Raw genomic sequence first — 24,139 nt, forward strand, 5'->3', positions numbered from 1 at the left:
AGCCCGCTTGACAATTTCGGGGTGGGCGTGGGGGGCGCTGTATTTGGGTCTGCCTGTCATTTTGCTGGGCAATTTGATCGACTTCTTTTTTCAATGGACGCTGGGTTGGTGCATCGGTGTTTGGTGCATTGTCTAGACTTAAAGGGCCACCATGTTTTTCTTTGTCGGTTTAGCGGTTGTTTTTGGTGCGGTGTTTGGCGGTTACGTCATCGCTGGCGGCAAGATGGCCCCCATCATCAAGGCCGCGCCTTTCGAATTTCTGATCATCGGGGGGTCGGCCATTGGCGCTTCTTTGGTGGCCAACAGCTTTCCTGTTTTCAAGGCGGCCATGGGCGGCATCGGCAAGTGCATCAAAGGACCCAGTTTTCACCAAGCCGACTACCTGGCTTTGATGCTGCTGGTGGGCAAACTGCAAACGGTGATGAAAAAAGAAGGCGTGGTGGCGCTAGAATCGCACGTTGAAAACCCAGACTCCAGCCCGATTTTTGGTGAATTCCCCAAGCTGGCCAAGGACCACTCCATCGTTCAAATGATTTGCGATCCCCTTCGTTTGATGGTGATCTCGCAGGGCAATCTGGACGCCGATGCCTTGGATGATTTGATGAAAAAGGCGATCAAGGTGCACCACCACGAGGCCTTGTTGGCTCCCGGCGCTTTGGCCGGCATTGCGGGGGGTTTGCCCGCGCTGGGTATCGTGGCCTGCGTGTTGGGTGTGGTGAAAACCATGGGTTCGATTGATCAACCCCCTCCTGTGTTGGGTGCGCTGATTGGCTCCGCGCTGGTGGGTACGCTGATGGGCGTGTTTTTGGCCTACGGCATGTTTGAGCCCTTTGCAGGGCGACTGACCCAGATCATCAACGAAGACGCGCAAGCCTTCGACGTGATCCGCGAGATGATCGTGGGAAACCTCAAGGGCCACCCGCAACCGTTGGTGATCGAGTCCGCACGGGCCTGCATTTCACACCATAACCAACCGAGTTTTTCCGAAGTCTTTGACGGCATGCGAGGATCCTGATGGCCGAGGCAGACAAAGCCGCAGCGGGAACGCCCGAGGAAGTCGCAGCAGCAGCTGCTGCTGCTGCAGAGGCGTTGCGGCCCATCATCATTGTCAAAAAAATCATCGCCGACGATGGCCATGCGGGAGCGCACGGCGGCGCCTGGAAAATCGCCCTGGCCGACATGATGACAGCCATGATGGCTTTCTTCTTGTTGATGTGGCTGTTGGGTGCCAGCACCGAGGACAGGCGCAAAAGTGTGGCGGACTATTTCAGGCCCGCTTCCCACAGCCAGATCGTGTTTGGTGAAATGGCGGGCTCTAATGGTTTGTTCGGTGGCAAGTCCATCATCGACACCGATGGGTTCCCTTTCTCCGCCAAGCAGACCGCATTGCTTGAGCGTTTGACGCCTCAGGCCCAAGGTGGCCCTGGCGAAAGCTTTGGCTCATCCAAGGAAGAGAACAACAAGGACGGCCCCTCTGACCAAGACCCCGGCAAAGCCACGGGTTCCGGCTCACCCGGCGAGGGTGGCGGCAGTGGCTCGTCAGGCCAGAAACAGGACAAGGAAAATTTCGACAAGATTGAAAAAGAGATCAAACAGAAATTGTCTGAAAGCAAAGAATTTGAAAAGCTCAAGGACCAGGTCAGCATCACGCGCGAGAAAGACGGTTTGCGCATTGAGGTGATCGACAAGGCCGACTTTGCCATGTACAGCTCTGGCGGCGCGGTGATGGGCAGCAAAGCGGCCGCCCTGATGGCCGAAGTGACCCAATCGCTCAAACCACTGCCCAACAAATTGTCGATTCGTGGGCATACCGACAGCATGGGTTTCGCACCCGACAGCATGCGCAACAATTGGACTTTGTCGACCGAGCGGGCCGATGCCACGCGGCAGTTCATGCAGTCCCAGGGCATCAGTGGCAATCGTTTCTCACGCATCGAGGGGGTGGCTGATACCAATCCCAAAGTACCGGGCAATGCTGCCGACCCGCGCAACCGCCGCGTCAGCATCACGGTGCTTAACCAGTAATCAGGTGTGAATGCAACTTTATTGCACGTTAAGATGACTTATCGCCTTGGCTTGCGCCAACACCTTTTAAAGGTTTCCCCATGTTGAAAAACACTGCAATCGGCATCGCCATTGGTCTTTTGGTCATGGGTGGCATCTGGGGCATGGTGCACCTCATGGGGGAAAGTCTTTCTGAGCCCAATCTGACCGCCGAAAGCATGCCCGGTGACAGCAAGGGGGTGATGGATCTGATTTGCGAGCTGGAACTGGACCTGGACGGTCAACTGGCTTTGGGCATCAAGGAAAACGAGCCCTCCAGGATCACCATGGCACAGATTGATTTCGAGAAAAAGTCAGGCTGGTACCAAGGCAAAATTGCCATCTCCGAAAGCCGTTCTGGGAGCCTGCAGCTGATGGGCACACGACTGAAGATTTACCGCCCTGCCATGTTTCAGCGGTTTGGCGTGATGATCACCGGCGAAGAGTTTGTCGTGGACCGCAAGACAGGACGTTTTGTGCAATCCCTGAGCCTGAATGACGGGCGCAACGTCAAGCTCATCAAGGGCACTTGCGCCAAAGTGATCAAACCGCCGTTCTGAGTTCGACCACAATGGGTCTGCAACGCCTTTCCTTAAGACTTCTCAGGCCATGCCGCGCAGTTCGTACTTGTTGATTTTTTCGATGAGTGTGGTTCTTTGCAGCTGCAGCAGCTTGGCCGTTTGAGACACATTGCCTTGGGTGCGGCTGAGGGCTTGCTCGATCAGGTTACGCTCGATGTCGATCAGGTGTTGCTTGAGCGAGATGCCGTCGGGCGGCAGGGTCTGAATGCCTTGAGCCAGCAAGATGACTTCTTCGACCGAACTCATTTCGTCGTTGGAGGCAGACAAAGGCATGGGGGCGAAGGCGGCTCGGGGGACGGGAGCAGGGTTGTCGCTGCCTGCAAACAAATGGCTCAGCGGATCATTGTCAGCCCAGGGGCTTTCGGCGTCACCAGTTGTGGCGGCTATCCAGTTGGGCTCTTCCGGTGCCAAAGCGTCTTGCGGGGCCAAGGATTCTTGCGGGGCCGAAGCGGCTGCCATGAGCGAAGGCTGCGGGGCTGGCGTGGGCATTTGGCTCAGGCGTTGGGCCTGCAAAGCGGCCAGGCCCGAAGGCATCATGCAGGCGGGCACGGTGTGCACCTGCAGGGTTTGCGAGGGGAACAGCGTCGAGAAGCGGTCCACCAGGTTGGACAATTCGCGCACATTGCCCGGCCAGGCGTAGGCCTGCAGCATCAGCAGCGTGTCGGTTGCAAACTTCAGGGGGCGGTTGCCGGGCAGGGTGTGCTTTTGCGCATAAAACTGCAGCAAGGCAGCGATGTCGTCAGGCCGCTCACGCAAGGCGGTGGTGGTGATGGGCAAGACATTGATACGGTAATACAGGTCTTCCCGGAAACGCCCCGCAGCCACTTCTGATTCGAGGTTTTTGTGGGTGGCCGCGACCACACGCACGTCCACCGGCACTTCACGCGAGGCGCCCACGGGCAAGAGGCAGCGCTCTTGCAAGACGCGCAGCAACTTGACTTGCATGTCCATGGGCAGGTCGCCGATTTCGTCCAGAAACAGGGTGCCGCCGTGCGCCAACTCGAATCGGCCCAAACGGTCGGCCACAGCCCCCGTGAAGGCGCCTTTGCGGTGACCGAACAGTTCGCTTTCGATCAGCTCGCGCGGGATGGCCCCGCAGTTGATGGGCACAAAGGGGCCGCCAGCGCGAGGGCCTTGGGCATGCAAGGCCTGGGCCACCAGTTCTTTGCCAGTGCCACTTTCGCCGGTGACCAGGGCTGTCGAAGATGACGCCGCCAAAGTCTGGATGAGTTCTCGCAAAAACTGCGTCGCTCGGCTTTGTCCAATGATTTGGGTTTTGGCGCTGGCTTTCATGTCAATTCAGTGTGGGGTGGGACCAAGCGGCGTTCGGGGCATGCCGATCTGGCAAGTTGCACTGAAAGCGCCAAGCCGCAGTTGAAGAGCAGGTGTCGGTCATTTCACTGGCTGTTTTATCAATTAAAAATCACACTTTAGCAAGTATTTCCAAAAAATACAGTTTTATCATAAAAAATAATAATTTTATAGTTCACATTTGGATTTTTATTTGTCGAAAAATGACCCCACAGACGCTGCAAAGCCCGGCTGCAACTCAAGACCTGGACATTACTGTCGATGTATGCATCAAGACACAACACATCCACCCGCCGCTTTGGTTGGCGTGGGTGCCCGTTCATGGAGAAGCACAATGACCCGTAACCGATCACTGGCAGCCGCCTTGCTGACCACCTTGGCCTTGGCCGGATGCCAATCCGTGCCCTTGAACATCATGGGCCAGGACAGCACGGTCACGTCAAGCCCGGCCCCCTCAATGGTCAGCCCCTTGGTGGAAAAACGTGAAACCCTGGTGGCCACCGGTTACGCCGTGATCAGCGTGCAAAACCACAAGAACCCGGCCCAGCAACGTCTGTTGGCGATCCGTGCTTCCAAACTGGACGCCTACCGCTCATTGACCGAACAGGTCTATGGCCAGCAACTCGACGCCACCACCACGGTGGCCGACATGACGGTGATGAGCGACACCTTCCGCGCCAAGGTGGAGGGCGTGATTTATGGCGCCACCATGGTCAGCATCACCCCGGTGGGTGAAGACACTTACGAGACCACCATGTCGCTGGACCAGTACGTGGTGCGCGATTTACGTGCCTTGTACTTGGGTCAGATGGCTTCGCGCCGCCGCTGATCGCCCCTCGGATTGGAATGACCCCATGCTGGCCCTTTTGAACTCGCCCCGCCCTGCCTGGCTGCGCATCAGCGCTGCCGTGCTGGCCTGTGCGCTGGCCAGTGGAGCCGCTGCCCAAAGCCCCAGCCCTGCCGAGTTGGCGGCCAAAGCGCTGGCTTCGGCCCCGGTGCAGGCGTTGTTGAATGCCCAAGCCCAGTCGGCCAAGGCCGCCCAGAATAACCCTCAAAAAGAATACGACGCCCAGCTGGCCGCCATCCGTCAGGCGATTTTGGAAGCGACCCTGGATCGGCCCACACGGGTGGTCAGCACGGCCTGGGTGGACGACAAGGGGGCTTTGCACGAGAGCGCCCATTTCCACTCCGAGGCGCAGGTGCGCGGCGTGCGGGTCTTGTCTTATGTACAAGGCGACGAACCCGTGACCCAGGTCAGCGCCGAGGTCTTGCCCTGGGGCTGGAAGCCGGTAGGCGCAGACCAAAGCTGCAAGGCTCCGCCCCGTCCCTGGCGTTTGCCTTTGGGCGTGCAGGTCGTGATGCCCGAGGGTTTCAGTGGCCCGCAGCTGTTTGCCAGCCAGACCCTGGTGGGTTTGGCGCAACAGGCGTGGAGCCAGAACATGCAGGTCTCTCAGCGCTGGCGCACGCACAATGTGACGCAAGTGGCCCCACAGTTGGACAACGCTTACATGCGCGCCCTCACCGGCCAGACCGAGGAGCGCAGCGGCTGGATGGCCGAGATTTCGCTGCAGCCGCACGCACCGGCGGAGGCACGGTCTTGGACGGATCGCCTGAGCTTGAACCAAAGCGCCCCGCCGTTGCGCTGGACACTGAGCTTGCGCCTGGGCCAAAAGCTCAGCCCGGCCTCGCGCCTGGTGCCCCAGTGGCAAATCGAACAAATCATCTCGGTCGCTCCCCTGGCCCTGTCGCATAGCCCCACGGCGTGGGCGCAGCAAATGCAGGGCCTGCTGCAAGAGCGCATGCGCCAATGGGTGGCCCAGCTGGACAAGCAAACCGAGTGCGAACCGGTGCAGTTCCATGTGCGCCGCCAAGGCACGCAGTCCCTCGAGCTGCAAGCGGGCTTTGACAGCGGATTGCGCCCCGGTGACCGCGTGCTTTTGATGGACCCTGCCCATGTGCCGGCCCGCATGCTGGAACCTGGGGTGGCCCAGCACCTGGCTCTGGCCCAAGTGGTCAAGGTCGGCTCACACCGCACCGAGCTGCAACAATTGGCAGGCCCGGCTCTGGCCTCGCATGGCGCCTGGATGGCCCTGCCCTTGTGAACCTGTTCAACCCGAACCACAATACCCTCATGACTTCTGCCGTCTGCTCTCACCGTCACTTGGCCACTTGGTTGCTGGGCAGCTGCGCGCTGGTCAGCTGGAGCTCGGCAGCTTGGTCGACTGAATCGGCCGGGGCCCTTGCGCTGAAAGCCCTGCTGGGCCCGCAAGCCGCGTTCCAGCAAATGGGCGGCTTGCCGCCAACACCGGCCCACTCGGCCGGCGGTCCTGCGCAAGCCAGCCCTCCAGCCTTAACCTCCGCAGCCTCAGCCATGGCTGGCAGCATGGTCACCGTGCAACGCGGCGAGACGCTGGACCGCGTCATCCGCAGGGCGTTGCCCGATGTCCCTTTGCATCCTGACGTTTTGCGCAAGGCCTTTGTGAGCCTGAACCCGCAGGTTTTTCCATCGGGATCTCCCCATCAGATGCGGTCTGGGGCCCAATTGAAGGTGCCCAGCATGCCGGCCTTGCGCCAGATGGTGTTGAGCCAGCACCCGGGGGCAGCAGCTTTGTTCCAAGGGGCTGAAGAGCAGGCACCACAAAAGGCCGCGCCCGACCCGAACGACCAGCGCCGCTGGGTGCGTTACCCCTGATCGCAGCGCAGGCCGAAGCATGATCACCGGGGCTGAAACCGCCCACCTCAACCCCAAAATTCCCACCATTTACCTGGAAGGGAAATTGCCCTTGGTGGTCGAACGCAGCGCCGCCGAACTGGGCTTGCGCGACGGCCAGGTGATTCAATCCACCGTCGAGAACCGTCAAGACCGGATCCGTCTGATCCTGCAAGACCCCGCACAAGCCGGCCGTTTCATCGACTTGCCCAAAGACCTGCCCGCGGGGTTGCGCCTGGCCTCTGGCGACACCGCTTTGTTTCGGGTGCAGTTGCAAAACGACGGCTCAATTTGGCTGCGCCCGCTGCAAGCCACCGGTGCAACGCCCCCAGCAGCCGCTGCACCTTTGGCGCAAATGCCCAACCGCATGCAGCAGCTGGGATTCAGACCCCCCGACATGGGTGCCCTGGCCCTGCTGCTGCGCCCGGGCGGTCTGGACAGCCTGTTGCAAAGCCTGAACCCAGCGTCTCCCGAGCTGGCAGCACTGCAGCAGTGGCAACGCTTGCGCCCAAGCATGGCCCAACTGACCCCAGAAAAACTGCAGCAACTCATGCAGCGCAGCGGCCTGATGACCGAAGCTTTGCTGTCACAGGGCCACGGCAGTGGTCTGGTTGACTTGAAGTCGGGCCTGCGGCAGTTGTTGCGTCTGCTGCAAAGCACGAGCCACGAGGCGACGAGCCGTGTGCAGGATGCCATCGACGACATCGAGTCGCACCAATTCACTGCGGCCGAAACCCTGACGGGGCGCGAATGGGTGTTTTCGATGATGCTGCCTTTTTCGGACGCCGAACCCGTGGCGCTGCGATTTGTGCGGGGCCGCAGCAGGCGTGGCGAAGAAAAGGCACCGCTGGTCATTCACTTGCACACCCGCAACCGCGAACTGGGCGAAGTGTGGCTGCAAACACGCATCAGCGACCAGACCGAAGTCGACATGGTCATGTGGGCCTTGCGCGAGGATGTGGTGAAACGGGCACGCGACCTGACGCCCAATTTGGCCGAAGAGCTGGACAGCGCAGGCCTGAACATGACCCGGCTGCAAATCATCCACGGCCCAGGTCCTTCCGAGCCCATGCCCTGGAACCCGCCCGAAACCGGCAGCTTGCTGGATGTGCAGACATGAAAGCCCCACTGAAGGAAGCGATTGCGCTGGAGTATGGCAAGCGCAAAACCCCCATCATCAGCGCCAGGGGTGAAGACGAGTTGGCCCAACGCATCATCGACGAAGCTCAGCGCCACGGCGTGTACGTGGCCGAGGACCCCCAGCTGCTGGCCTTGCTCAGCCGCATCGACCTGGACAAGGAAATTCCTCCCGAGCTTTACACCGCCGTGGCCGTGATTTTGTCTTGGGTCTACTGGCTCAAGGGCATGCGCCCGGGCGACGAAAAAACCCCGTAATTCGCCCCGCCTGGCTAACCACAGCTGGGCACATTCAGTCGCAAACCTAGGGTAAACACCAGGCAATCCCAAGCCTTCTGGTACGCACAATATGGTTATCAGCAATAACCTTATTGCACTTTCTGCTCCAGACCCGCCTAGGACCCTTTGCGATGAACATCTCTCCCCACCCCATCCTGGAACGAGCCGCCGCCCATGGCGTTAGTCTGGACATGCAAGGCGCTGTGGCCGTGGTGCGCCTGTGCCGCCCGGCCAAGCGCAATGCGCTCAACGACGCCCTGATTGAAGCGCTGCGTGATGTGTTTCAGAACTTGCCCCCCGAAGCCCGCGCCGCGGTGATTCACGGTGAGGGCGACCACTTTTGCGCCGGGCTGGATTTGTCGGAGCTCAAGGAGCGCGACGCCGGCGAAGGCATTCACCACTCGCGCGGCTGGCATGTGGCGCTGAACGCGGTGGAACAAGGCCGCGTGCCCGTGGTCAGTGCGCTGCACGGCGCGGTGGTGGGTGGCGGGTTGGAGCTGGCCAGCGCCAGCCACATCCGCGTGGCCGACGAGAGCACTTTTTACGCGCTGCCCGAAGGCACACGCGGCATCTTTGTGGGCGGCGGCGGTTCGGTGCGGGTGCCCAAATTGATCGGCACGGCGCGCATGATCGACATGATGCTCACGGGCCGTGTGTACGACGCGCAAGAGGGCGAGCGCGTGGGCTTTGCCCAATACCTTGTGCCCACCGGCACGGCTTTGGCCAAGGCCATCGAGCTGGCCACCCGCATCGCCACCAACGCGCCGCTGACCAACTTTGCGCTCACGCACGCCATGCCCCGCATTGCCGAACAACCGGCAGACCATGGCCTGTTCACCGAAGCCCTGATGGCCTCGATCGCCCAAGCCGCCCCCGAAGCCAAAGCCCGTGTCCGCGCCTTCCTGGAAGGCAAGGCGGCCAAGGTGCAAAAAAGCTGACCCGGAGAAGCGCATGAACGCCCCCAAATTCCGTCCCCTGAAGTTCGGCGTGACCCGCGTCAGCGTGCGCGATGGCGCACCCGGCACGCGTTACCTGCAAGCCGATCAGGCGCTGCAGGCTTTTCCTGAGCGCCTGACCGATCGCCTGCAGCACTGGGCACAGGTCAAACCCGAGCAGACTTTCATGGCGCGGCGCATCCCGCAAGCCGATGGCACGCTGGGCGACTGGCGGCACATCACTTATGTCCAAGCCTGGCAAACAGCGCGCAGCATCGCGCAAAGCCTGCTCGACCGGGGCCTGAACGCCGAGCGACCCGTTGTCATCCTGAGCGAAAACAGCCTTGAGCACGCTTTACTGTCCTTGGGTTGCCTGGTGGCTGGCGTGCCCTTTGTGCCCACCTCACCGCCCTACTCCTTGGTCAGCGTGGACTTCGACAAGCTCAAGCATGTGCTGCGCACCGTCACGCCCGGCCTGGTGTTTGCCTCCGACGCCCGCTATGCCAAGGCGATCGCCGCCACAGTGGCCGACGACATGGAAGTGGTGATGGTCGAGGGCCAAGTGCCCGGCCGCACGGTCACGGCTTTTGACAGCCTCTGCGCCACCCACGCCACAGCCGCGGTAGATGCCGCCATGGCCGCCACCGGCCCCGACACCATCGCCAAGTTTTTGTTCACCAGCGGCTCGACCAAGCTGCCCAAGGCGGTCATCAACACGCAGCGCCTGTGGTGCGCCAACCAGCAGCAAATGGCGCAATCCATGCCCGTGCTGGCCGAGCACGAACTGGTGCTGGTCGACTGGCTGCCCTGGAACCACACCTTCGGCGGCAACCACAACTTTGGCATGACGGTGTTCCACGGCGGCACGCTCTACATCGACGACGGCAAGCCCACGCCCGCGCTGATGCACGAGACCTTACGCAACCTGCGCGAGATTGCGCCCACCGTGTACTTCAACGTGCCCACCGGCTTTGAGGCGATTGCCCTCGCCATGAAGACCGACGACACCTTGCGCAAAACCCTGCTGTCGCGAGTGCAGATGTTCTTTTTCGCCGGCGCCACCTTGGCCCAACCGATTTGGGACAGCCTCTCAGAATCGCAAGAGCGCGAAATCGGTGAGCGCATCGTCATGGGCACCGGCCTGGGCATGACAGAGTCTGGCCCCTTTGGTATTTTTGTGACCAACCCCTTGGTGCAAGCGGGTGACCTGGGCGTGCCCGCCCCGGGCCTGGAACTCAAGCTCGTGGGCACGCAAGGCAAAACCGAGGTGCGCTACCGAGGCCCCAACATCACACCCGGTTACTGGCGCAACCCCGATGAAACCACCGGTGCGTTTGACGAAGAAGGCTTCTTCAAGTCGGGTGACGCGGTCCAATGGATTGACGACACCAATGTACATTTGGGCCTGAAGTTTGACGGCCGCATTGCCGAAGACTTCAAGTTGGCCACTGGCACATTTGTCAGCGTGGGCCCGCTGCGCGCCAAGATCATTGCGGCGGGCGCGCCTTACGTTCAGGACGCGGTGCTGACGGGCCTGGACCTGAAGGAGGTCGGCGCCATGATCTTCACAACGCCTGCTGTACGAGGGCTCAGCGGCCTGGCCGCCGATGCGCCGATGTCTGCCGTGCTTGCGACGGCCCCGGTGCTGGCCAAATTCCAGGACGTCGTCAACACACTGGCCCAAACTGCCACCGGCAGCGCCAACCGCATCGCCCGGCTGTGCCTGCTCAGTGAGCCGCCCACCATCGACAAGGGCGAGATCACCGACAAAGGCTCGATCAACCAACGCTCGGTGCTCGCGCACCGGGCCGACATGGTGGCTGCTTTGCACGCGGGTAGCTTGCCGAACATCATCCAACCTCAATGATTCCCTTGTAGGAGCCCACCCCGTGGGCGATGGGTCGGCTCACGTTGCTCAAGCCATCGCCCACGGGGTGGGCTCCTACACAACACAGAAAGAACAGACATGGCTTCCAAAGGATTTTTCAATGCGTTTGCCGATGTGTGGATGCACGAGGGCGTGCGCACGCCCATGGTCGATTACTGCGGCGCTTTGGGCCACATCTCGCCCACAGACCTGGGCATCAAGGCCGCTCGTGAAGCACTAAAGCGCGCAGGCATCGTCCCCAACGACATCGGCTCGGTCATCACCGGCAACATGGCCCCGGGCGACTTTGACCAGTTTGTGCTGCCGCGCCATATCGGGCTGTACGCCGGTGTGCCACAAGAGGTGCCCGCCATCATGGTGCAGCGCATTTGCGGCACCGGGTTTGAGTTGTTTCGCCAGGCGGGCGAGCAGATTGAAGCGGGTGTGTGCGAGGCCGCGCTGGTGGTCGGCACCGAGAGCATGACGCGCAACCCGATTGCCGCCTTTGACCACCGCACCGGCTTCAAGTTGGGCGCGCCCGTGGGCTTCAAAGACTTCATGTGGGAAGCCCTGAAAGACCCGGCCGCGGGCATCAACATGATCCAGACCGCCGAGAACCTGGCCAAGAAATACAAGATCACCCGCGAAGAGGTTGACCAGTTCGCGTCGGACTCGTTTGCCAAGGCCGTGGCCGCGCAGGCCGCTGGTTTTCATGCGGGCGAGATGGTGCCGGTGGTCACCGAAAAGTTTGAGCTCGAAGGCTACGTTTCCCGGGGCATCAAGCTGCAAGGCAAAGTGACCGAGGTCAGCGCCGACACGCACCCGCGCATCTCGCCAGCCGAGGTGCTGGGCAAGCTCCGGGCGGTTTACGAAGGCGGCGTGCAGACCGGTGGCAACAGCTCAGCCTTGGTCGATGCGGCGGCTGCGTGCGTGGTCACGTCGGGCACCTATGCGAAAGCCCAAGGCAAAAAACCGATTGCACGTGTGGTGGCCGCTGCGGCCGTGGGCGTGCCGCCAGAGATCATGGGCATTGGCCCAGCGCCCGCCATTCGTTTGCTGCTGGAGCGCACGGGCCTGAAGCTGTCGGACATTGGCCGATTCGAAATCAACGAAGCGCAAGGCGCGCAAACCCTGGCCGTGGCCAAAGATCTGGGCCTGGATGTGACCAAGCTCAACGTCAACGGCGGTGCCATCGCGCTAGGCCACCCGCTGGCCGCCACGGGCGTGCGCCTGACGATCACGCTGGCGCGTGAGTTGCAACGCAGCGGTTTGCGCTACGGCATCTCCAGCGCTTGTGTGGGCGGCGGCCAAGGCATTGCGCTGTTGATCGAAAACCCCGAAGCATGACCCCCATGTAGGAGCCCACCCTGTGGGCGATGGTTTTCAGGGCGCGTGCCGCGCCCATCGCCCACGGGGTGGGCTCCTACAAAAACCGACATTTAAAGGAACAGACATGAATATCCAAGGACAAGCAGCATTGGTCACCGGCGGTGGCTCTGGTTTGGGTGAGGCCACGGCCCGCGAACTGGCCCGTCTGGGCGCCAAGGTCGCCATACTCGACCTGAACATGGCCAATGCCGAGCGCGTGGCAGCCGAGATTGGCGGCGTTGCGGTGCACTGCAACGTGTCTGACCCCGACAGCATGGCTCAGGCCATCGAGACTGCTGCCGCTGCACACGGCCCCGCCCGCATCCTGATGCAAATCGCCGGCATCGGGACCGCCAAACGCGTGGTCGGCAAGGACGGTAAGGCCGCACCGCTGGAGGAGTTCGCCAAGGTCATCAACGTCAACCTGATCGGCACCTACAACGCGGCCCGCTTGTTTGCCGAGGCCTGCACCAAGCTGGACCCCATGGAAGACGGTGCGCGAGGTGTGATGGTCTTCACCGCCTCGGTTGCTGCGTTTGATGGCCAAGTGGGCCAGCAGGCTTACAGCGCCTCCAAGGCCGGTGTGGTGGGCATGACGCTGCCCATGGCCCGTGACCTGGCGCAGCACGGCATCCGCGTGTGCACCATCGCACCCGGCCTGTTCAAGACGCCTTTATTGGCGAGCTTGCCCGAGCCGATCCAGCAATCTCTGGCCGCCAGCATTCCCTTCCCGGCACGCCTGGGCAAGCCCAGCGAATTTGCCGAACTGGCTTGCCACATCGTCAGCAATGACCACCTGAACGGCGAAGTGATTCGCCTGGACGGTGCACTGCGCATGGCGCCACGCTGAAAGCCGAACATGAGCAAAACCGTTGTTTACGACGTGCAAGTGGTGTTCGGCGACTGCGACCCTGCAGGCATCGTGTTCTTTCCCAACTTCTCCAAGTGGATGGACGCTTCGTCGCTGAACTTCTTCATGAAGTGCGGCATCTTGCCTTGGCGCGAGCTGGTCAAGACACGCGGCATCATCGGCACGCCGTTGTTGGAGATCCACACCAAGTTCATCCGCCCCGCCACCTATGGCGAAACCATTCAAGTGCACACCAGCGTGCAGGAATGGCGCGACAAAGTGTTTGTGCACAAGCATGTGGTGATGCGCGGCGACACCGTGCTGTGCGAAGGCACCGAAGTGCGCGCCTTTTGCATCAAGCACCCCGAAGACCCCGACCGCATCAAAGCGATCGCTGTGCCCGAAGACATCAAGGCTTTGTGCAGTTGATGATTTTCATTTTCCGTTTTCCCCCAACCTGAGTTTTTCAACCCACCCTTTCGAGGAGACAAGCATGAGCAACCGTCGCGAATTCATTCAATCCACCATCGGCGCAGCCTTTTTGGGCAGCACCGCTTTCCAGCAGGCTTGGGCACAAAGCGGCCTGCCGATCGAGCAGGTCAAAGTGCTCTACGGCTTCCCACCCGGCGGCTCGGGCGACATCTGCGCCCGCCGCGTAGCCGAGAAATTTGGCGGCACCCCCTACAGCAAGAACGCTGGCATCATCGACAGCCGCCCTGGCGCTGGCGGTCAAATTGCCTTGAACCTGCTCAAAAGCGCACCCGCCGACGGCTCGGTGTTGGCCATGACCCCTTTCTCGCCCATATCGCTCTACCCCCACATCTTCAAAAACCTCCAGTACAAGCCGTTTGAAGACTTCACGCCCGTGGGCACCGCCTCCATGATTCACCACGGTTTTGCCGTCGGCCCCATGGTGCCTGCCAGCGTCAAGAACGTGAAAGACTTCATCGTCTGGGCCAAAGCCAACCCCGCGCAAGCCAGCTACGGCTCGCCCGCTGCAGGCTCCACCCCCCACTTCATTGGCGCTTTGTTGGGCCTAAACCAGGGCTTCGAGTTCAAGCATGTGCCCTACCGTGGCTCGGTGCCCGGCGTGACCGACGTGGTCGGCGGCCAGATCGCTTGCATGTTCACACCGCACGGCGACTTCATTGCCAACCACAAAGCCGGCAAGATGCGCATCTTGGCCACCTCGGGTAAAGCCCGTTCACCTTTTGTGCCCGATGTGGCCACCTTTGCAGAACAAGGCTTCCCCGAGTTGACGGTGGAAGAGTGGTTTGGCTTTTACGCCCCCGCCAAAACCCCGGCCAACGTGGTGCAGGCGGCCAACGCGGCAATCAATGCCGCCCTCAAAGACAAAGGCGTGCTGGACGCTTTGACCGTGGTGGGCCTGATTCCTTTTGGTGGCACGGTCGCAGACCAACTCAAGAGCTCGCAAGTGGAATTAGAGCGTTGGGGCCCGCTGATCAAGCGCATCGGCTTCAGCGTCGACTCCTGATTCAGCAGGTCGTTTTAAAAATGGTTCCTCGATGGCCATGTCGCTGGATACGACAACACGGTCATCGGGGCGCTGCAACCTGAAAACGTAGGAAGAACGAACATGACGAACCGATGGATGGCTTTGGGTAGTTCAATGTTGTTGGCGGGCTGTGCCGTTGGATTGCAGACCAGCGCACCTCCCAATTTGGCCCCTGCGCGAAGCGGCACTTTGGCTCAATGCGAAGAACTGCGCGAACAATTCAAATTCTCGGCGACACGCATTGAATCCACCGCCCGGGTTTCAGCCGGTGCCGTGCGCAACGGTCCGCAACCCACCGCAGTCACGGCCTACTCGGTCAGCGAGCACTGCCTGGTCAAAGGCAAGATGCATGAGCGACAAGGCGCTGACGGACAGCCTTACGCCATTGGCTTTGAAATGCGCTTACCCAAAGACTGGAACGGTCGGTTTTTCTACCAAGCCAACGGCGGCTTGGATGGGGTGGTGCAACCCGCACTGGGGGCTTTGGGTGGAGGCCCATTGACAGGCGCACTCGCGCAAGGCTTTGCGGTCATCAGTTCGGATGCCGGGCACACCTCTGGGCAAAACCCTTACTTTGGTTCAGAACCGCAGGCACGCCAAGATTACGGTTACGCCGCCGTTGGCAAAATCACTCCCATGGCCAAAGCTTTGATCCTAACGGCTTATGGCAAATTGCCGGATCGCTCTTACATAGCAGGGTGCTCCAATGGTGGCCGACATGCCTTGGTGGCCGCATCGCGCTATGCAGAACAGTTTGACGGCTACTTGGCTGGTGCGCCAGGCTACCGTTTACCCAACGCCGCGTTGGCACAGCTGTGGGGATCTTCGAAGTGGAACAGCTTGGCACCCGCTGGCCCGACGGTGAACCACCCTTTCAATCCGAATTTGAAATTCCCGGACATCGGTGCGGGCTTCACCGCCGATGACCGGCACATATTGGCCCGTGCCGTTTTGGCCAAATGCGACGCACTCGATGGTGCGGCCGACGGCATGGTTCAAGATGTTTCGGCTTGTCAAAAAGCTTTTGACGTGCAAAAAGATGTCGCCAGTTGCACCGCAGGGCGCGATGGCAAGTGCTTGAGTACCGTGCAAAAAAATGTCATTGCGCAAGTCTTCAAAGGTGGCCAAACCAACAAGGGAGAGCCTTACTACAGCTCATTTCCTTACGACACGGGCGTGTCGGGCAACAATTGGGCCACTTGGAAATTTGTTTTCTCGCAGGCCTTGGACCCTGGCGCCTTGAGCCATGTGTTCACCAGCCCCAAGCGGGACGTCAAGGCATTCGATACCGATTACGACAACTTGTTTAACGGTATTTTTGCCAAGCCACCGGGCTACAGCGAAAGCGCCGACGAGACCATCACACCGATGAACCATGCGCAGCCCCTCAACATGAAGAATGTGCAACAACGCGGCGCAAAAATCATGCTTTACCACGGGGTGAGTGACCCGGTTTTCTCTGAAACCGACACACGTGCCTGGGTCGATCGTGTCGCCAAACAGGTCCCCAACAGCGCCAACTTTGTACGCCACTTTCCCATTCCCGGCATGAACCATTGCAGCGCAGGCCCCGCTGCAGACCAGTTTGACGCACTCACGCCCTTGGTGGCTTGGGTTGAGCAAGGCATTGCCCCTGGCAGCATCACCGCACAAGTGCGCGGGGCGGGCAATGCAGGCGGTGTGAATACCGAGTTGCCAGCAAGCTGGAGCGCACAACGCACACGCCCCTTGTGCGCCTACCCCAAGGTCGCCAAGTACACGGGCTCCGGCTCTTTGGAAAATGCCGCCAATTTTTCTTGCCAATGAACCGTTAACTCGGCCCTTGAAGCGAACTTTTCTAATTGACCATGAACGCCTATCAGCCCCGCACCGACGACATGCAGTTTCTGTTGTCACGCGTTTTGAACGCACCTGCTCAACTGCAAGCCCTGCCCGCCTTTGCAGAGGCGGACGCTGACCTGATGCAGCAAGTGCTGGAAGAGGCAGGCAAGTTTGTGGGCGAAGTCATCGCCCCGCTCAACCGCGATGGCGACGAAATCGGCGCAAAGTGGAAAGACGGCGCAGTCACCATGCCACCGGGCTTCAAGGATGCTTACCAGTCCTTTTGGCAATCGGGCTGGCCTGCGCTGGCGTCCAGCACCGAAGACGGCGGTCAAGGCCTGCCCACCGTGCTGGAAGCCATGCTCTATGAAATGCTGAGTGCAGCCAACATGGGCTGGACCATGGCACCAGGCTTGCTGCACGGCGCGTACGAATGCATCAAGCACCACGCCAGCGACGATCTCAAAGCGCAGTATTTAGAGAAAGTGGCCACCGGCGAATGGCTGGCCACCATGTGCCTGACCGAGCCGCATGCGGGCTCTGACTTGGGCCTGGCCCGCACCAAGGCGGTCCCTTTGCCCGATGGCCAGTACGCCGTCAGCGGCACCAAAATTTTTATCTCGGGCGGCGAGCACGACCTGAGCGACAACATCGTGCACCTGGTGCTGGCCCGCCTGCCCGATGCGCCGCCCGGACCCAAAGGCCTGTCGCTGTTCCTGGTCCCCAAGTTCTACCCCGACGGCTCGCGCAGCCGCGTGCACTGCGACCGCATCGAAGAAAAGATGGGTCTGCACGGCAGCCCCACTTGCGTGATGCGTTTTGACGAAGCGGTGTGCACCATCGTGGGCGAACCGGGCAAGGGCCTGAACGCGATGTTCGTGATGATGAACGCCGCCCGCCTGCATGTGGCCCTGCAAGGCATTGGCCTCTTGGACGCCACCTGGCAAATAGCCGATGCCTATGCCCAAGAGCGCCGCCAGATGCGGGCACCGGGCAAAGGAAAGTCGGCCGCAGAAGCCGATTTCATTTCAGAGCACCCCGCCATGCGCCGCATTCTGGACACGCAACGCGCCTGGGTCGATGCAGGTCGCGTGCTGGCCTACCGCACGGCACTCGAACTCGACCTGATCAAGCACAGCCCCAACGCCGACACACAAGCCTCAGCCCAGCGCTGGTGCGCGCTCGTCACGCCGGTGATGAAATCGGTGTTCACGCACCAAGCGTTTCATGGCGGGAGTGACTGCCTGCAGGTGTTGGGCGGTCACGGCTATGTGCGCGAATGGGGCATTGAGCAAATCGTGCGCGACGCCCGCGTGGCCATGATCTACGAAGGCACCAACGAGATTCAGGCGATTGACCTCTTGGTGCGCAAGGTGCTGGCCGATGGCGGCACGGGCATGAATGCGCTGCTGGACACCATCGCCTTGGATCTGCCCAAAGCGGCCAAAGCCAGCACCGCGGCGCAAGCCCGAATCCAGACCCTGCGCGCCGTCACGCAGCAAATCGTCAAAGCCAGCGCGCAAGATGCGGCATTGGCCTACCGCGTGGCCGATGACTATTTGCGCGCCGTGGCGCTGGTGCTGATGGACTGGGCCTGGCTGCGCATCGAAGCGAGTGTGGACGACAGCACGCCAAACGCCCAGGCCCGCTGGACAATCCCCGCAAAGGCTCTGCGCAGCTGGGTGCTGCCCGAATTTCAGGTGCGCTCTTTCATCATCGTGCAGCAGTGCACACTGGCGGCATGAAGCAAGCCCCCATGCCGTCGCCCAAGAAAGCGCGTGCCCCTAAGGTCGACCCCGCGATGGGTTCGGCCATTGACCAATTGGACACCACTTACCTGCAAACCCTGATGGGCTACAACGCCCGCCGGGCCGCGCTGAGCATCATCGAACTGTTTTTGGAGCGCCTGGCCCCTTATGGTTTGAAGCCGGTGGATTTTTCGGTCATGTCCACGATCTGCCATAACCCAGGAGTGACCTCGCGCCAGTTGTGCGCCACGCTCAACCTCTTGCCCCCCAATCTGGTGGGCCTGATCCAGTCGCTGGAGGCTCGCGGCCTGATCGAGCGCAAACCGCACCCGCACGACGGCCGCGCCGTGGGCCTGCACGCCACCCCCAAGGGACAGGCCTTGATGGTGCAGGCCGAACAAACGGCCACCGAGCTGGAACTGGAAAAAACCGCCAAGCTCACGCCAGCGCAGCGCAAAACGCTGCTGACGTTGCTGCAAAAAATTTACCTCTGACCACGCTCGGCCAAAAAGATGTCGATGCGGCGGTTGCGGGCCCGGCCCGATTCTGTGGCGTTGTCGGCAATCGGCTCGCGTGAACCGCGACCATCAATCGCCATGCGACTTGCGCTCACGCCGCGCGAGACCAAGTAGTCACGCGCGCTTTGGGCGCGGTTGACCGACAGCGGGTTGTTGATGGCGTCGCTGCCAGTGCTGTCGGTGTGGCCCACGATGCGCACTTCCATGCTCGTTTGCTGGCTCAGGCCTTGGGCAAACTGGTCCAGGATGGGCCGCAGATTCGGTTTGATGGCGGCGCGCCCCGTGTCAAACGAAATGTCGTTCGGGATGCTCAGCTTGAGCTGGTTGTCAGGGGTTTGCGTGACCACGGTGCCGGTGCCGGCCGTGGCTTGCTCCATGGCGCGCTTTTTGTCTTCCATGTTCTTGGACCAGATGTAGCCGCCCAAAGCCCCCAGACCCGCGCCGATGGCGGTGGACTTGCTGTCGCGGCCCAGAATTTGGCCCGCAACAGCGCCAATCACCGCGCCTGTGCCCGCGCCCTTTTGCTGGGGCGTGACGCTGTTGGTGGCGCAACCTGCCAAAAAAACGCTCGCTGCGACAGCGGCCAAGCCCAAGCGGGTCAAAGGGGTGTTGGAGATGATCATGTTGATTCCTTTCAGTCAAAACGAATGCACCCCGAATTTACCCGGTCAGGCCCGTCCCGACCGTCCCGCACCCTTCAGTCATTGCAAGTATTTGTACAAAGGGCCTTTCAAAACCCTGTTTTATTGATTCGGCCCGCTGAAGTTTAAATTGCCCATTTTTTTGTCGATCCTGTGGATCTTTTGGTCTTTGTAAGAGCCCACCCCGTGGGCGAAGACTTGCAGGGCGATGCTGTTGAGGGCGTGTTCCACGCCCATCGCCTACAGGGGTGAGCTCCTACAAAAAAACTATCCCTCGCATGCAGTTCAAGACTTCAAGGGGCCAGTTCAATAGTTGTTTGGCGGGTGGGCGCCCATGCCATCCCACCCTCTCCACCAAGGTGACAGCGCCACAGCTTGGCATCTGTCACGATCGCTTTTTTCATCTGATTCGAAACTGCCATGCTGAACACCCTATTGCCCCAAGACGCTCACCAAGCTTTGCTGATCGGCCGCTTGTGGGTGCCGGACTTCGGCGCCGTGGTTTGTGCCGTCACGCCCGAGGATGTGTTCGATCTGTCGCAGCTCGCCCCCACCAGCAGCCAATTGCTGGAGCTGCCCGAGCTGGCCCATCAGGTAGGGGCTTTTGTTCGCAGCGGCCAAGCCCCGCGCTTGGCCAGCACCCCCGAGGCTTTGGCCAACAGCGACGAAACCTGCCGTGATGCAGCCCAAGCCTGGTTCATGGCCCCGTGCGATTTGCAAGCCGTCAAGGCCGCTGGCGTCACCTTTGTCGCCAGCATGCTCGAGCGGGTGATTGAAGAGCAGGCCCGTGGCGACGCCAGTCGGGCCGAAGCCGTGCGCCAAGCGGTGGTGGCGGTCATTGGTGACAACTTGCGCAGCGTGGTACCCGGTTCCCCCGAATCGGCCCGGCTCAAAGAAGTACTGCTGGCCCAAGGCATGTGGTCGCAATACCTGGAAGTGGGCATCGGGCCAGACGCTGAAATTTTCACCAAAGCCCAGCCCATGAGCTCGGTCGGCCCCGGGGCCCTGGTGGGCATTCACCCGGGCAGCCAATGGAACAACCCCGAACCTGAAATCGTGTTGGCGGCCAACTCCCGCGGCGAAGTGGTCGGTGCCAGCTTGGGGAACGACGTGAACCTGCGGGACTTTGAAGGCCGCAGCGCCTTGCTGCTGGGCAAAGCCAAAGACAACAACGCCAGTTGCGCCATCGGCCCCTTCATCCGCCTCTTTGATGAAAACTTTGACATCGATGACGTTCGCCAGTGCGAGCTGAGCCTCAAAGTGCAAGGCCCCGAAGGCTTTGTGATGCAAGGCAGCAGCGCCTTGAGCCAAATCAGCCGAGACCCCCTGGACCTGGCGGGACAGGCCATGGGCAAGTACCACCAATACCCCGACGGCATGCTGCTGTTTTTGGGCACCATGTTCGCCCCCACCCAAGACCGCCATGGCCCCGGCCAGGGTTTTACCCATGTGGTTGGCGATGTGGTCAGTATCTCGGCCCCGCAACTGGGCACCTTGGTCAACCAGGTCAGCACCTCGGACCAGGCGCCCGCCTGGACCTATGGTGTGGGTGCGCTGATGCAGGATCTGACCAAACGCCAACGTCAGAACTTAAGCTTGGCGGGGCTGGCATAATTTTGGGTTTTCCACACCCCGGCGGCCCACCAGCGTCACCGGGCTCTTTCTGACAGGATGCCCCTCATGAACACCACCTCCTCAGGCCTGCAATACGAAGACACCGTTGTCGGCGAAGGCGAAGTCGCCACGGCGGGTCAAGACGTCACCGTTCACTACACCGGCTGGCTCTTTAAAGACGGCGAACAAGGCGCGAAATTTGACTCCAGCCGTGACCGCCGTGACCCCTTTGTGTTCGGCCTGGGCGCTGGCATGGTCATCAAGGGTTGGGACGAAGGCGTGGCCGGCATGAAGGTGGGCGGTCAACGCACCCTGATCATCCCGGCCGAGCTGGGCTACGGCGCACGCGGCGCTGGTGGCGTGATCCCACCCAACGCCACCTTGAAGTTCGACGTGGAACTGCTGGCCCTCGATTGAGACCAAGGCGAAAAGGCTGCAGCTTTTCCGACCTACCCGCCTTTGGGCGGGTTTTTCTTGCGCTATTTTTGCTGTATTTTTGCGCCATTCCCGTGGCCACTGAACTGCAAAGCCCCCCTTGAAGCCTGTAACAACGCCCCTATTTGCAAGGGGTATCTATTTTTTGCGGACATTGTTCATGTCAGAAGCCACACACAACCAAGACCCCAAGCCCCTGAGTGACGAAGAGTTGGCCGCTGCTGCAGCCATGACCCCCACCGACCCGCTGGCCGATGCCCAGGCCGAACTGGCCAACCTGAAGGCGCAAAACGCCGATCTTGCCGACCAGTACCTGCGCGCCCAAGCCGATGTGCAAAACGCCCGCCGCCGCGCCGACGACGAAATCGCCAAGGCCCGCAAATTTGCCGTGGAGGGTTTCGCCGACAGCCTGCTGCCTGTGCTGGACAGCCTGGAAGCAGGTTTGGCCCTGCCCAACGTCACGATCGAGCAGATCCGCGAAGGGTCAGAGGCCACGCTTCGCCAGCTCAAAAGCGCGCTGGAGCGCAACAAAGTGCTGGCCATCGACCCACCACCAGGCACCAAGTTCGACCCGCACCACCACCAGGCCATCAGCGTGGTGCCGGCCGAGCAAGAGCCCAACAGCGTGGTGGGCGTGCTGCAAAAGGGGTATTCCATTGCTGACCGGGTGCTGCGTCCGGCTTTGGTGACGGTCACCGCCCCCAAATAAAACCTTTTCGGCGCGAGGGGCTTGAAAAGCGTCCCAGCTGCCTCAACTGCAAAACATTGCACTTTTAACCAATTTCGGAGTATCAAAATGGGAAGAATCATCGGTATTGACTTGGGCACCACCAACTCGTGCGTGGCCATCATGGAAGGCAACACGACCAAAGTGATCGAAAACGCCGAAGGCGCTCGCACCACCCCTTCCATCATTGCCTACCAGGAAGACGGCGAAATCCTGGTTGGCGCATCGGCCAAGCGCCAAGCGGTGACCAACCCCCGCAACACTTTGTACGCGGTCAAGCGCTTGATCGGCCGCAAGTTCGCCGAAAAAGAAGTCCAAAAAGACATCGACCTGATGCCTTACACCATCGCCAAAGCCGACAACGGCGACGCCTGGGTGGAAGTGCGTGGCAACAAATTGGCCCCACCACAAATCAGCGCCGAAATTCTGCGCAAGATGAAGAAAACCGCCGAAGACTACCTCGGAGAAGAAGTGACCGAGGCCGTGATCACGGTGCCGGCTTACTTCAACGATGCACAGCGCCAAGCCACCAAAGACGCGGGTCGCATCGCCGGTTTGGATGTCAAGCGCATCATCAACGAGCCCACCGCTGCAGCCTTGGCTTTTGGCCTGGACAAGCAAGAAAAGGGCGACCGCAAGATCGCTGTCTATGACTTGGGTGGCGGCACGTTTGACGTGTCCATCATCGAAATTGCCGACGTGGATGGCGAAAAGCAATTTGAAGTTTTGTCCACCAACGGCGACACCTTCCTGGGCGGCGAAGACTTTGACCAGCGCATCATCGACCACATCATCACCGAGTTCAAGAAAGAGTCCGGCGTCGATTTGGCCAAGGACGTGCTGGCCCTGCAGCGCCTGAAAGAAGCCGCTGAAAAAGCGAAGATCGAGCTGTCCAGCTCGGCGGCCACCGACGTCAACTTGCCTTACATCACGGCCGACGCCTCCGGCCCCAAGCACCTGAACATCAAGCTGACCCGCGCCAAGCTGGAGCAGTTGGTGGAAGAGTTGATCGAGCGCACCATCGCCCCTTGCCGCACGGCCATCAAAGACGCGGGCGTCGCGGTCGGTGACATCGACGACATCATCTTGGTCGGCGGTATGTCCCGCATGCCCAAGGTGCAAGAGAAGGTCAAAGAGTTCTTCGGCAAAGAGCCCCGCAAAGACGTGAATCCCGACGAAGCCGTGGCCGTGGGCGCTGCGATCCAAGGCCAGGTCTTGTCGGGCGACCGCACCGACGTGCTGCTGCTCGACGTGACCCCCTTGTCTTTGGGCATCGAAACCATGGGCGGCGTGATGACCAAGATGATCACTAAGAACACGACTATCCCAACCAAGTTTGCACAGACTTTCTCGACCGCTGAAGACAACCAGCCGGCCGTGACGATCAAGGTGTTCCAGGGCGAACGCGAAATCGCTTCGGGCAACAAGGCCTTGGGCGAATTCAACCTGGAAGGCATCCCGCCCGCATCGCGTGGCACACCCCAGATCGAAGTGTCGTTTGACATTGACGCCAACGGCATCTTGCACGTGGGTGCCAAAGACAAAGGCACCGGCAAGGAAAACAAGATCACGATCAAGGCCAACTCCGGTTTGTCCGAAGCCGAAATTCAGCAGATGGTGAAAGACGCCGAGCTGAACGCAGTGGAAGACAAGAAAAAGCTGGAGTTGGTGCAGGCCCGCAACGCCGGTGAAGCCGCTGTGCACAGCGTGAAAAAGAGCCTGACCGAGCACGGCGACAAGATCGAAGCGTCCGAAAAAGAAGCCATCGAAGCCGCCGCCAAGGCCCTGGAAGAGGTTTTGAAGGGCGAAGACAAAGACGCCATCGAAGCCAAAACCGAAGCCCTGATGACCGCCAGCCAGAAGCTGGGCGAGAAGGTCTACGCCGACATGCAAGCTCAGCAAGCTGCAGCCAGCGCCGGTGCTGCCGCTGCGCCTGATGCCAAGCCACAAGACGACAATGTGGTGGACGCGGAAGTCAAGGAAGTCAAAAAGGGCTAAGACCCCACCCTCTGCGGCCTGGCCGCAGTCCCGCCGCGCA

At 60.8% G+C, this 24,139-nt stretch carries 24 protein-coding genes; 22 read left to right on the forward strand and 2 right to left on the reverse strand.

Translation table 11 applies throughout. The annotated features are described in order from the left end of the window. The first annotated feature begins 151 nt into the window (after nucleotides 1–151). The 3 genes from motA to B9Z49_RS10035 all read left to right on the forward strand — a co-directional run bounded on the left by motA (nucleotide 152) and on the right by B9Z49_RS10035 (nucleotide 2,603). Entirely contained in the window at nucleotides 152–1,015 is an 864-nt protein-coding gene (gene motA, locus B9Z49_RS10025; protein ID WP_108353303.1) for a flagellar motor stator protein MotA, read from the forward strand. Further along, nucleotides 1,015–2,025 carry a flagellar motor protein MotB gene (locus B9Z49_RS21795; RefSeq protein ID WP_158273473.1) on the forward strand — a complete coding sequence of 337 codons (1,011 nt, stop codon included), beginning with the start codon at nucleotides 1,015–1,017 and terminating at the stop codon, nucleotides 2,023–2,025. The genes motA and B9Z49_RS21795 overlap by 1 nt, the downstream gene beginning before the upstream one ends. A gap of 80 nt (nucleotides 2,026–2,105) precedes the next feature. Then, nucleotides 2,106–2,603 (forward strand): hypothetical protein, encoded by a 498-nt coding sequence (locus B9Z49_RS10035; protein ID WP_108353304.1) that lies wholly within the window; start codon nucleotides 2,106–2,108, stop codon nucleotides 2,601–2,603. 42 nt (nucleotides 2,604–2,645) lie between these two features. Here B9Z49_RS10035 and B9Z49_RS10040 read toward each other — a convergent pair whose 3' ends face one another. After that, entirely contained in the window at nucleotides 2,646–3,917 is a 1,272-nt protein-coding gene (locus B9Z49_RS10040) for a sigma-54 dependent transcriptional regulator (RefSeq protein ID WP_108353305.1), read from the reverse strand. Between the two features lie 92 nt (nucleotides 3,918–4,009). On the opposite strand from B9Z49_RS10040, the gene B9Z49_RS21580 reads away from it, so the two are divergent. The 15 genes from B9Z49_RS21580 (at nucleotide 4,010) to B9Z49_RS10110 (ending at nucleotide 18,660) form a co-directional block, all read left to right on the forward strand. Next, the gene (locus tag B9Z49_RS21580; RefSeq protein WP_146188515.1) at nucleotides 4,010–4,273 is read left to right on the forward strand and encodes a hypothetical protein; all 264 of its coding nucleotides are present in this window, start codon (nucleotides 4,010–4,012) and stop codon (nucleotides 4,271–4,273) included. Continuing rightward, nucleotides 4,270–4,764 (forward strand): LPP20 family lipoprotein, encoded by a 495-nt coding sequence (locus tag B9Z49_RS10045; protein WP_108353306.1) that lies wholly within the window; start codon nucleotides 4,270–4,272, stop codon nucleotides 4,762–4,764. Before B9Z49_RS21580 ends, B9Z49_RS10045 begins: the two co-directional genes overlap by 4 nt. Nucleotides 4,765–4,789: 25 nt before the next feature. Then, nucleotides 4,790–6,037 carry a hypothetical protein gene (locus tag B9Z49_RS10050; protein ID WP_108353307.1) on the forward strand — a complete coding sequence of 416 codons (1,248 nt, stop codon included), beginning with the start codon at nucleotides 4,790–4,792 and terminating at the stop codon, nucleotides 6,035–6,037. A gap of 29 nt (nucleotides 6,038–6,066) precedes the next feature. Further along, nucleotides 6,067–6,627 carry a hypothetical protein gene (locus B9Z49_RS10055; RefSeq protein WP_108353308.1) on the forward strand — a complete coding sequence of 187 codons (561 nt, stop codon included), beginning with the start codon at nucleotides 6,067–6,069 and terminating at the stop codon, nucleotides 6,625–6,627. A 19-nt stretch (nucleotides 6,628–6,646) separates the two neighbouring features. Then, nucleotides 6,647–7,765 (forward strand): hypothetical protein, encoded by a 1,119-nt coding sequence (locus tag B9Z49_RS10060; RefSeq protein ID WP_108353309.1) that lies wholly within the window; start codon nucleotides 6,647–6,649, stop codon nucleotides 7,763–7,765. Then, nucleotides 7,762–8,040 (forward strand): EscU/YscU/HrcU family type III secretion system export apparatus switch protein, encoded by a 279-nt coding sequence (locus B9Z49_RS10065; RefSeq protein ID WP_108353310.1) that lies wholly within the window; start codon nucleotides 7,762–7,764, stop codon nucleotides 8,038–8,040. The genes B9Z49_RS10060 and B9Z49_RS10065 overlap by 4 nt, the downstream gene beginning before the upstream one ends. 212 nt (nucleotides 8,041–8,252) lie before the next feature. Continuing rightward, complete coding sequence (locus B9Z49_RS10070; RefSeq protein WP_369913525.1) at nucleotides 8,253–8,999, forward strand: crotonase/enoyl-CoA hydratase family protein; 747 nt, start codon at nucleotides 8,253–8,255, stop codon at nucleotides 8,997–8,999. A 13-nt stretch (nucleotides 9,000–9,012) separates the two neighbouring features. Beyond that, nucleotides 9,013–10,863: a feruloyl-CoA synthase gene (locus tag B9Z49_RS10075; RefSeq protein ID WP_108353312.1), complete on the forward strand. Its 1,851-nt coding sequence runs from the start codon at nucleotides 9,013–9,015 to the stop codon at nucleotides 10,861–10,863. Between the two features lie 99 nt (nucleotides 10,864–10,962). Beyond that, nucleotides 10,963–12,210 carry a thiolase family protein gene (locus tag B9Z49_RS10080; protein WP_108353313.1) on the forward strand — a complete coding sequence of 416 codons (1,248 nt, stop codon included), beginning with the start codon at nucleotides 10,963–10,965 and terminating at the stop codon, nucleotides 12,208–12,210. Nucleotides 12,211–12,316: 106 nt separating this feature from the next. Next, a complete protein-coding gene (locus B9Z49_RS10085) occupies nucleotides 12,317–13,081 on the forward strand; it encodes an SDR family NAD(P)-dependent oxidoreductase (RefSeq protein ID WP_108353314.1) in 765 nt (254 codons plus the stop codon). Nucleotides 13,082–13,090: 9 nt separating this feature from the next. After that, entirely contained in the window at nucleotides 13,091–13,510 is a 420-nt protein-coding gene (locus tag B9Z49_RS10090) for a thioesterase family protein (RefSeq protein ID WP_108353315.1), read from the forward strand. A 64-nt stretch (nucleotides 13,511–13,574) separates the two neighbouring features. Then, nucleotides 13,575–14,576 (forward strand): tripartite tricarboxylate transporter substrate-binding protein, encoded by a 1,002-nt coding sequence (locus B9Z49_RS10095; protein WP_108353316.1) that lies wholly within the window; start codon nucleotides 13,575–13,577, stop codon nucleotides 14,574–14,576. A gap of 102 nt (nucleotides 14,577–14,678) precedes the next feature. Continuing rightward, entirely contained in the window at nucleotides 14,679–16,403 is a 1,725-nt protein-coding gene (locus B9Z49_RS10100) for a tannase/feruloyl esterase family alpha/beta hydrolase (protein ID WP_108353317.1), read from the forward strand. Nucleotides 16,404–16,444: 41 nt separating this feature from the next. After that, on the forward strand, nucleotides 16,445–18,163 hold the full coding sequence (locus tag B9Z49_RS10105; RefSeq protein WP_108353318.1) for an acyl-CoA dehydrogenase family protein: 1,719 nt from the start codon (nucleotides 16,445–16,447) through the stop codon (nucleotides 18,161–18,163). Further along, nucleotides 18,160–18,660: a MarR family winged helix-turn-helix transcriptional regulator gene (locus tag B9Z49_RS10110; protein ID WP_369913518.1), complete on the forward strand. Its 501-nt coding sequence runs from the start codon at nucleotides 18,160–18,162 to the stop codon at nucleotides 18,658–18,660. Before B9Z49_RS10105 ends, B9Z49_RS10110 begins: the two co-directional genes overlap by 4 nt. Here B9Z49_RS10110 and B9Z49_RS10115 read toward each other — a convergent pair. Then, nucleotides 18,651–19,307: an OmpA family protein gene (locus tag B9Z49_RS10115; RefSeq protein WP_199225033.1), complete on the reverse strand. Its 657-nt coding sequence runs from the start codon at nucleotides 19,305–19,307 to the stop codon at nucleotides 18,651–18,653. The two genes, B9Z49_RS10110 and B9Z49_RS10115, sit on opposite strands and share 10 nt — an antisense overlap. Nucleotides 19,308–19,745: 438 nt before the next feature. Here B9Z49_RS10115 and B9Z49_RS10120 point away from each other — a divergent pair, with 438 nt between their 5' ends. The 4 genes from B9Z49_RS10120 to dnaK all read left to right on the forward strand — a co-directional run bounded on the left by B9Z49_RS10120 (nucleotide 19,746) and on the right by dnaK (nucleotide 24,099). Continuing rightward, complete coding sequence (locus B9Z49_RS10120; protein ID WP_108353319.1) at nucleotides 19,746–20,939, forward strand: fumarylacetoacetate hydrolase family protein; 1,194 nt, start codon at nucleotides 19,746–19,748, stop codon at nucleotides 20,937–20,939. A 66-nt stretch (nucleotides 20,940–21,005) separates the two neighbouring features. Beyond that, nucleotides 21,006–21,356: an FKBP-type peptidyl-prolyl cis-trans isomerase gene (locus B9Z49_RS10125; protein ID WP_108353320.1), complete on the forward strand. Its 351-nt coding sequence runs from the start codon at nucleotides 21,006–21,008 to the stop codon at nucleotides 21,354–21,356. A gap of 178 nt (nucleotides 21,357–21,534) precedes the next feature. Then, nucleotides 21,535–22,083, forward strand: a complete 549-nt coding sequence (gene grpE, locus B9Z49_RS10130) for a nucleotide exchange factor GrpE (RefSeq protein WP_108353321.1) — start codon at nucleotides 21,535–21,537, stop codon at nucleotides 22,081–22,083. An 87-nt stretch (nucleotides 22,084–22,170) separates the two neighbouring features. Next, complete coding sequence (gene dnaK, locus B9Z49_RS10135; protein ID WP_108353322.1) at nucleotides 22,171–24,099, forward strand: molecular chaperone DnaK; 1,929 nt, start codon at nucleotides 22,171–22,173, stop codon at nucleotides 24,097–24,099. The last annotated feature ends 40 nt before the right edge of the window (nucleotides 24,100–24,139 follow it).

Origin of the sequence: Limnohabitans sp. 2KL-51 (assembly GCF_003063645.1) — a bacterium.
GTDB lineage: Bacteria > Pseudomonadota > Gammaproteobacteria > Burkholderiales > Burkholderiaceae_C > Limnohabitans_A.